The organism is uncultured Microbacterium sp. (assembly GCF_963521695.1).
Classification (GTDB): Bacteria; Actinomycetota; Actinomycetes; order Actinomycetales; family Microbacteriaceae; genus Microbacterium.
In genome coordinates, this window is the sequence record NZ_CAUQWC010000201.1 from 1 (window position 1) to 6,440 (window position 6,440).

Below are 6,440 nucleotides of genomic sequence, written 5' to 3' on the forward strand. Positions count from 1 at the left end.
GGTCATCGCCCGCGCGGCGCACCTGCTGCGCCTGGTCACCGCCGCGGGCGACACCGGCGCGAGCGTCGGTGACCTCGCGCACGACGCGGCCCTGACCCGCCCGACGGTGCACCGCCTGCTCACCGCGCTGCGCGCGGAGGGATTGGTCGACCGCGACGACGCCTCCGGACGGTGGTTGCCGGGGCCCGAGCTGTATCTCATGGGGAGCGTCGCGGCATCCCGATTCGATGTCACCGCCACCGCGCGCGACATCGTGCGCTCGCTCGCCGTACGGACGGAGGAGAGTGCGTTCCTCTCGGTGCGGCGCGGCGACGAGACGGTCTGCCTGGTGCGCGAGGACGGCAGCTTCCCCATCCGCTCCTTCGTCCTGTCGGAGGGGGTGCGGTTCCCGCTGGGCGTCGCGTCGGCCGGACTTGCGATCCTCGCGTTCCTCCCGCCCCAGGATGTGGACGCGTACCTCGAGCGGCATCCGGAGCTGGCGGAACGGTGGGGGTCGTCGCACTCCCCCGCGCGCCTGCGCACGCGCATCGCCGACACCAAGGCCCGCGGGTACGCCGTGAATCCGGGCCTGATCGTCGAGGGCAGCTGGGGTCTGGGCGCGGCAGTTTTCACGCGGTCGGGCGACCCGCAGTGGGCGCTGAGTCTGACCGGCGTCGAGTTCCGGTTCGGCGGCGAGCGCCTGGCCGAGCTGGGGCGCGTTCTGCTGGCTCATGCGCATCAGTTGTCGACGCGGATCGCCGCGCGGTCCTAACCGCGTTCCGCTTTAGATACCTCAGGTATATACCTGCGGTATGCTTTTCTCATGACCCGCGACGACGACCTGCAGAGACTCCTGCTCGCGGTGCACGCCCTCACGCGCATCGCGGCCATCGACACCCAGAACGACGCGCCGTCGGCGCAGTGGCGCACGCTCACACTGCTGCGCGACCACGGACCGCAGCGGCTCGGCGATCTGGCGACGCTGAGTCGCGTCACGCAGCCCGGCATGACCCGGCTCGTGCATCAGATGGATGCGGCGGGGCTCGTCGAACGCGCCGCGCACCCGAGCGATTCACGCGTCAGCGTCGTCCGCGCGACCGACGCCGGCCTGGCGGCACTCGCCGGCTGGTTCGAACAGTTCCGCGCGGCGCTCGCGCCCCACGTCGCCGATTTGTCGGGGACGGAATGGGATGCCGTCGGCGTCGCCGCCTCGGCGCTCTCGCTGCGCGTGGGTCTCGTGCCCGTCGCGCCTCTCACCCACGAACGGAACGAGGTCGTCCGGTGACCGCCGACACCGCAGCACCCCGCATCTGGCAGCAGCCCGCGCAAGTGTGGGCCGTCGCATTCGCGTGCGTCGTGGCGTTCATGGGCATCGGGCTCGTCGACCCCATCCTTCCGGCCATCGCCGAGTCGTTGCAGGCCAGCCCTGTCGAAACGGAGCTGCTGTTCACGAGCTACCTCGTCGTCACCGGCCTTGCGATGCTCGTGACGAGCTGGATCTCGAGCCGGATCGGAGCGAAGGCGACGCTGCTGGTAGGCCTGGCTCTCATCGTGGTGTTCGCGCTCCTCTGCGCCCTAAGCGGCAGTGTCGACGCGATCATCGGTTTCCGCGCCGGGTGGGGACTCGGCAACGCGCTGTTCATCTCGACCGCTCTCGCCACCATCGTCGGGGCGGCGTCGGGGGGTAGTTCTGCGGCGATCATCCTGTACGAAGCCGCCCTCGGCCTCGGCATCGCCGTGGGACCGTTGCTGGGCGGCATCCTGGGCGAGGTCAGCTGGCGCGGACCGTTCTTCGGCGTCGTCGCACTGATGGCCATCGCGTTCGTGGCCGTGATGCTGCTCCTGCATGGACCCACTCCCGAACGCACGCCTCTGGCGTTCAGCGCACCGTTCCGTGCTCTGGGTCGACCCGCGCTGGCGATCCTCGCCGCGACCGCATTGTTCTACAACACCGGCTTCTTCACGCTGCTGGCGTTCTCGCCCTTCCCCCTCGGCTTCGGCGCGATGGGCATCGGCCTGACGTTCTTCGGGTGGGGTCTGGGACTGGCGGTCACCAGCGTGTGGGTTGCACCGCTGCTGCTGCGGCGTCTGCGGCTGACTACGGTGCTGCTCATCGCCCTACCGCTTCTCGCCCTCGATCTCGTCGCCGCCGCGTTCGTGGTGTCGTCGGCCGCCGCCCTGGTCATCTGCATCGTGGTCGGCGGACTCGTGCTCGGCGTGGTCAACACCGCGCTCACCGAGGCGGTGATGGAGGCGACCGACCTGCCGCGTTCGGTGGCGTCGTCGGCTTACTCCGCCGTGCGTTTCCTCGGCGGCGCCGTCGCTCCGCCGCTCGCCGCCCTGCTGTGGCACGCCTTCAACGCGGGTGTTCCGTACATCATGGCGGCCGCGTCGGTCGTGATAGCCAGCCTCTGCATCCTGATCGGACGCCCGCTGCTCGCCCACATCGACGGCGCGCACCCGGATGCCGCCGACGAGGGCGCCGCGGTGCTGGTGGGCGACGCGGCGTGACGCCGCGGAGCCGGTGGTGAGGTGCCGGATGTCGACACTCGATCGGGAACCGATCGGGCGCGGCATCCGGCGCCTCACCGTGCACGCGTCAGCCCCAGATGGCGGCCAGGCGTTCGGCTGTCGGCACGGGCGCGATCTCGTCGAGGTCGTCGAGCGTCATCGGCTCGAGCTTGCTGAACCCGCGATCGCCCTTCGTGCTCTCTGACGCCTCGACCTCGGAGAACGAGTACGACGGCGAGACGCTGCCGGCGACGGTGGAGGTGTCCATCGCGAGGTCCGACCACGTTCCATGCAGGGAGTTCGCCGCGAGCACAGGCTGACCCCCCTCGTAGACGGGGTAGCGCTGCTGGCTGGTCTTGCCGCCGACGACGACGGTGTTGCGAATCTCGCCGCCGTTGTTGCTGCCCGCGATGATGCCCTGGTTGGACGACGCGAAGACGGCGGAGTCCTCGATCACGATGTCGGTCATCGTCCCCTTGCCCGAAGTGGTCACGAACTGGATCGTGTCGGTGTGGGCGTTCGAGCCACGAGCCTTGTAGTGCGGGGCGGCGTACAGACCCGAGAAGGTCAGACCGTCGATGTTGTACCCGTCGGCGGACTTGACCTCCATGCGGTCGTAGCCGGCGCCGGCCACGGCTTCGGTGCCCGCCACCACCTCGACCACGTCGGCGTCGCGCACTCCGCGGCCTCCGTTGGCGGTCACGAGGAGCGTGCCGACCGTGGTGTACCCGAAGCCGAACGACTCGACGTTGCGCAGCATCACCGACGTGTCACCCATGTCGATGCCGACGATCGACACACCGCGGACGCCGACGAAGGCGATCCCCTTGTCTCCGGCGGTCTTGACCGTGCCGATACCGTCACACGCGTCGACCAGGATGCGCGAAGCGCGGTTGGCGTTTCCGACGTCCTGGATGACGCCCTTCGCGCTGGATCCCGAGCCGTTGCCGCCCGTGATGGTTCCCGGCGAGATGCAGATGACCACGTCGTCCGACGTCTTGGCCTCCGCGTTGATCGCTGCGGAGATCGCGGCCCACGTCGGCTTCACCTGCACCACGCGTGCCTCATCGGCACGGGGGGTGTTGGCGGGCCAGTGGGTGCCGTCGGGGCCGACGGCACTGACGGGTCCGGCGGGGTCGGGCTCGGGCGCCGCCGACTCGACCGGAGTCGGAGTGGGTGCGGGCTCGGTCGGGTCCGGCTCGGTCGGCTCGACCGGCGACTCGGATCCGGACTCGAGGTCGGGTTCGGCGGTGAAAGCGATGTCGATGAGACCGCTGGAGGTCTGCCCGACGGTGGGGAAGCCGGCGGAAGCCTTGTACACCCCGGCCTTCGCGGGAGTGACGATGCCGTTGGTCGTCTTCGCCTCGGCGAAGAAGTTCTCGATGGCGGGGATGCGGCCGTCGTTGTCGAGCACACTCACGGTGTACGAGACGTCCGCGTCGAGGTCGAGCGCGATCGGGACGGTTCGCCAGCCGACCGCGGCCACGGGATTGACCGGCGCCTGCGCCAGAAGGACACCGGTGGACGACCAGACCGACGCGCTCACCACACCCGAGTTGGGGGCGTTCTGGTAGAACCGCACGGCCGATAGGGCGCCCGACTCCGCGGGCGAGAAGGTGAAGCCGACCTCGAGCGGACCGGGGACGGGCATCGCGTTGACCTGCGGTCGCGCGCTGTCGGGGAGGAGTCCCACCGGCCCGGTCACCGCGGCGACGCTGGGCGTCGCACTGCCAGTGACCAGGGCGGCGGCGACGGCGACGGTGGTGAGGATCAGGGTGCGTCGGTGGCGGGCGGACGAACGGGACGGAACACCGGAGGCGGCGTTGAGTTCCATGGGCGCATTGTGCTTTCGGCTCGAGCTCAGGGTGCGCATTGTTTCTTTACGCCCCGCGGCGGGTGCAAATGTCAGGACCGCTGCGGCGCAGCAAATCCGACCTTATACCCGCACCATTACGGGTGGATTAAGAATGGACCGCGCGGAGCGCCCTCATTTCAGCTCCCGAACGTGTCGAACGACCGTGCAAACGGAGAAGACCGCCGGAACGACCGGGCCGTCCGGCGGGGAGCACGTGGTTGCGCCGGGCGGCGGCCGAGCCTCGACAGCGGAGCAACCCGCATCAGGACGCGGAACGCGCTATTGACACCGCATTGTCGAGTGCCGGAAGATAGCGGTAACTCGGCCCTTGGGGGCGTGAAAGCGAGTACGAGAGCGTCATTCGACGATCCCTCTGCGATTTCCGCGGAACGCGCGATGAGAATGGACCGCGCGGCCCACCGTGGGACAGGACCAATGGCGTCAACGTAGCGAGCGCGGTTCCGCCGAACGTACGTTTCCGAAGCAATTCACCCGCGCGGTCTACGAAGTTCATCCCCTCGGCAAACGACGTCATTCTCTCCGCCGCGCCAACCGCCTATTTCAGGTCGTGCCGAAAACTCCTGCCGATCGACCACCGATGCCGCTCCCCCGACGAAGCGACTACGGAGTGCCGGAACCAGTAGTGGGGCACTACGGATCATGAGCGCGACCGCGGGATGACCGGCGCCGCGCGCGGTAGACATGATCGTCGGGTCGCCGCTCCGTGCGCGGAGGACACCATCGACGGAGATGGATGTCGTGGTCGGGCGGGGGCCCCTACCACCGGCGGAACGAGGGGGACGGCGATGCTCATCGGAGAGCCATCGATAGGGCGACCGTTGCGATGGACGGATGCGAGGCTCGATCGCCCCTCGCTCTGCGAGTACGGGACCCGGGGCGAGATGTCGGAACCCCGATGCGAGATGATCGTCACCCCGCGGGTTGCACGGGAAGCGGGCCACCCCGGGTACTGCTCGCATGCGCACGACGCCCTCGCGCAGCAGGACCAGGTCTTCTGACGACGGTGACCGCACGGTAAGCGGGAAGACCGGCCGGGCACCACGGAAAGACGGAAGCCCGGCGTCTCATCTCGCGATGGGAAGCCGGGCTTCGTAGCTGGTGCACCCCCTCGGACTTGAACCGAGAACCCACTGATTAAGAGTCAGTTGCTCTGCCGATTGAGCTAGAGGTGCGTTCCATTCGGGCCGAAACTCGCGTTCCGAACCGAGGGATTACGTTACCAGGCGCGACGCGGGCACGCAAAATCGACCGCCGATCGACCGTATCCTTGAGCCGTGTCCCCGATCGAAGCGACGCCTCCGACCCTCACCGACGACCTCGCCCTCGCCCTGCGCCTGGCCGATGCCGCCGACGCCGTATCGATGCGCCGCTTCGACGCGGCCGACCTCCGCATCGACACCAAACCCGACCGCACGCATGTGACCGAAGCCGACCTCGCGACCGAGCGCGCGATCCGCGCCATCCTCGACGCGGAAAGGCCCGACGACGCCGTTCTAGGTGAGGAGTACGGCTCCTCCGGCGACACCGCCCGCCGATGGGTCATCGACCCCATCGACGGCACGCACAACTACATGCGCGGGATCCCGGTGTGGGCGACGCTGATCGCCCTCTCCGTCGACGGCGTCCCCCAGGTCGGCGTCGTAAGCCAGCCCGCCATCGGGCGTCGATGGTGGGCCGCGGTCGGGCACGGCGCCTGGACGACCACGTCATCGGGTGAAACCCGTGGCATCCGGGTGTCGGGTGTGGGTGAGATCGGCGCCTCGAGCATCAGCTTCCAGAGCATCCAGCAGTGGGACGGTGTCGAGCTGATGCCTGCGCTCGAGCGGCTGGCGCGCGCGGTCTGGCGCGACCGGGCTTACGGCGACGCGCTGCCGTACATGTGGCTCGCCGAGGGCCGGTTGGAACTCGTCGCGGAGTTCGACGTGAAGGAGTACGACATCGCCGCCATCGCACCGATCGTGCGCGAGGCCGGTGGCCGGTTCACCGCCTTCGACGGCTCGGACCGTCTCGACGCGGGGTCGTCGTTCGCGACCAACGGCGTCCTGCACGACGACTTCTTCGCCCTGCTGCACGG

Annotated in this window: 5 protein-coding genes and 1 tRNA gene; 4 read left to right on the forward strand and 2 right to left on the reverse strand. The window is 69.1% G+C overall.

All coding sequences use genetic code 11. The features are described 5' to 3' along the window. The first annotated feature begins 4 nt into the window (after positions 1-4). The 3 genes from RWP81_RS13150 to RWP81_RS13160 are packed head-to-tail and all read left to right on the forward strand — an operon-like array spanning position 5 to position 2,490. The gene (locus tag RWP81_RS13150) at positions 5-751 is read left to right on the forward strand and encodes an IclR family transcriptional regulator (RefSeq protein ID WP_314456814.1); all 747 of its coding nucleotides are present in this window, start codon (positions 5-7) and stop codon (positions 749-751) included. A 51-nt stretch (positions 752-802) separates the two neighbouring features. Further along, positions 803-1,264: a MarR family transcriptional regulator gene (locus RWP81_RS13155; protein ID WP_314456806.1), complete on the forward strand. Its 462-nt coding sequence runs from the start codon at positions 803-805 to the stop codon at positions 1,262-1,264. After that, on the forward strand, positions 1,261-2,490 hold the full coding sequence (locus tag RWP81_RS13160) for an MFS transporter (protein ID WP_314456808.1): 1,230 nt from the start codon (positions 1,261-1,263) through the stop codon (positions 2,488-2,490). The genes RWP81_RS13155 and RWP81_RS13160 overlap by 4 nt, the downstream gene beginning before the upstream one ends. An 88-nt stretch (positions 2,491-2,578) precedes the next feature. Here the strand turns inward: RWP81_RS13160 and RWP81_RS13165 are convergent, their stop codons facing one another. Then, positions 2,579-4,324, reverse strand: coding sequence for a DUF4082 domain-containing protein (locus RWP81_RS13165; protein WP_314456810.1), 1,746 nt, complete (start codon positions 4,322-4,324; stop codon positions 2,579-2,581). Between the two features lie 1,138 nt (positions 4,325-5,462). Next, a tRNA-Lys gene (locus RWP81_RS13170) sits at positions 5,463-5,538 on the reverse strand. Positions 5,539-5,649: 111 nt separating this feature from the next. Here RWP81_RS13170 and RWP81_RS13175 point away from each other — a divergent pair. Continuing rightward, positions 5,650-6,440 (forward strand): inositol monophosphatase family protein (locus tag RWP81_RS13175; protein WP_399540606.1); only part of this gene is annotated, 791 nt, incomplete at its 3' end.

Coding starts and splice junctions, on each gene's coding strand:
- RWP81_RS13155 (WP_314456806.1), top strand. CDS start 803: ATGACCCGCGACGACGACCTGCAGAGACTCCTGCTCGCGGTGCACGCC.
- RWP81_RS13165 (WP_314456810.1), bottom strand. CDS start 4,324: ATGGAACTCAACGCCGCCTCCGGTGTTCCGTCCCGTTCGTCCGCCCGC.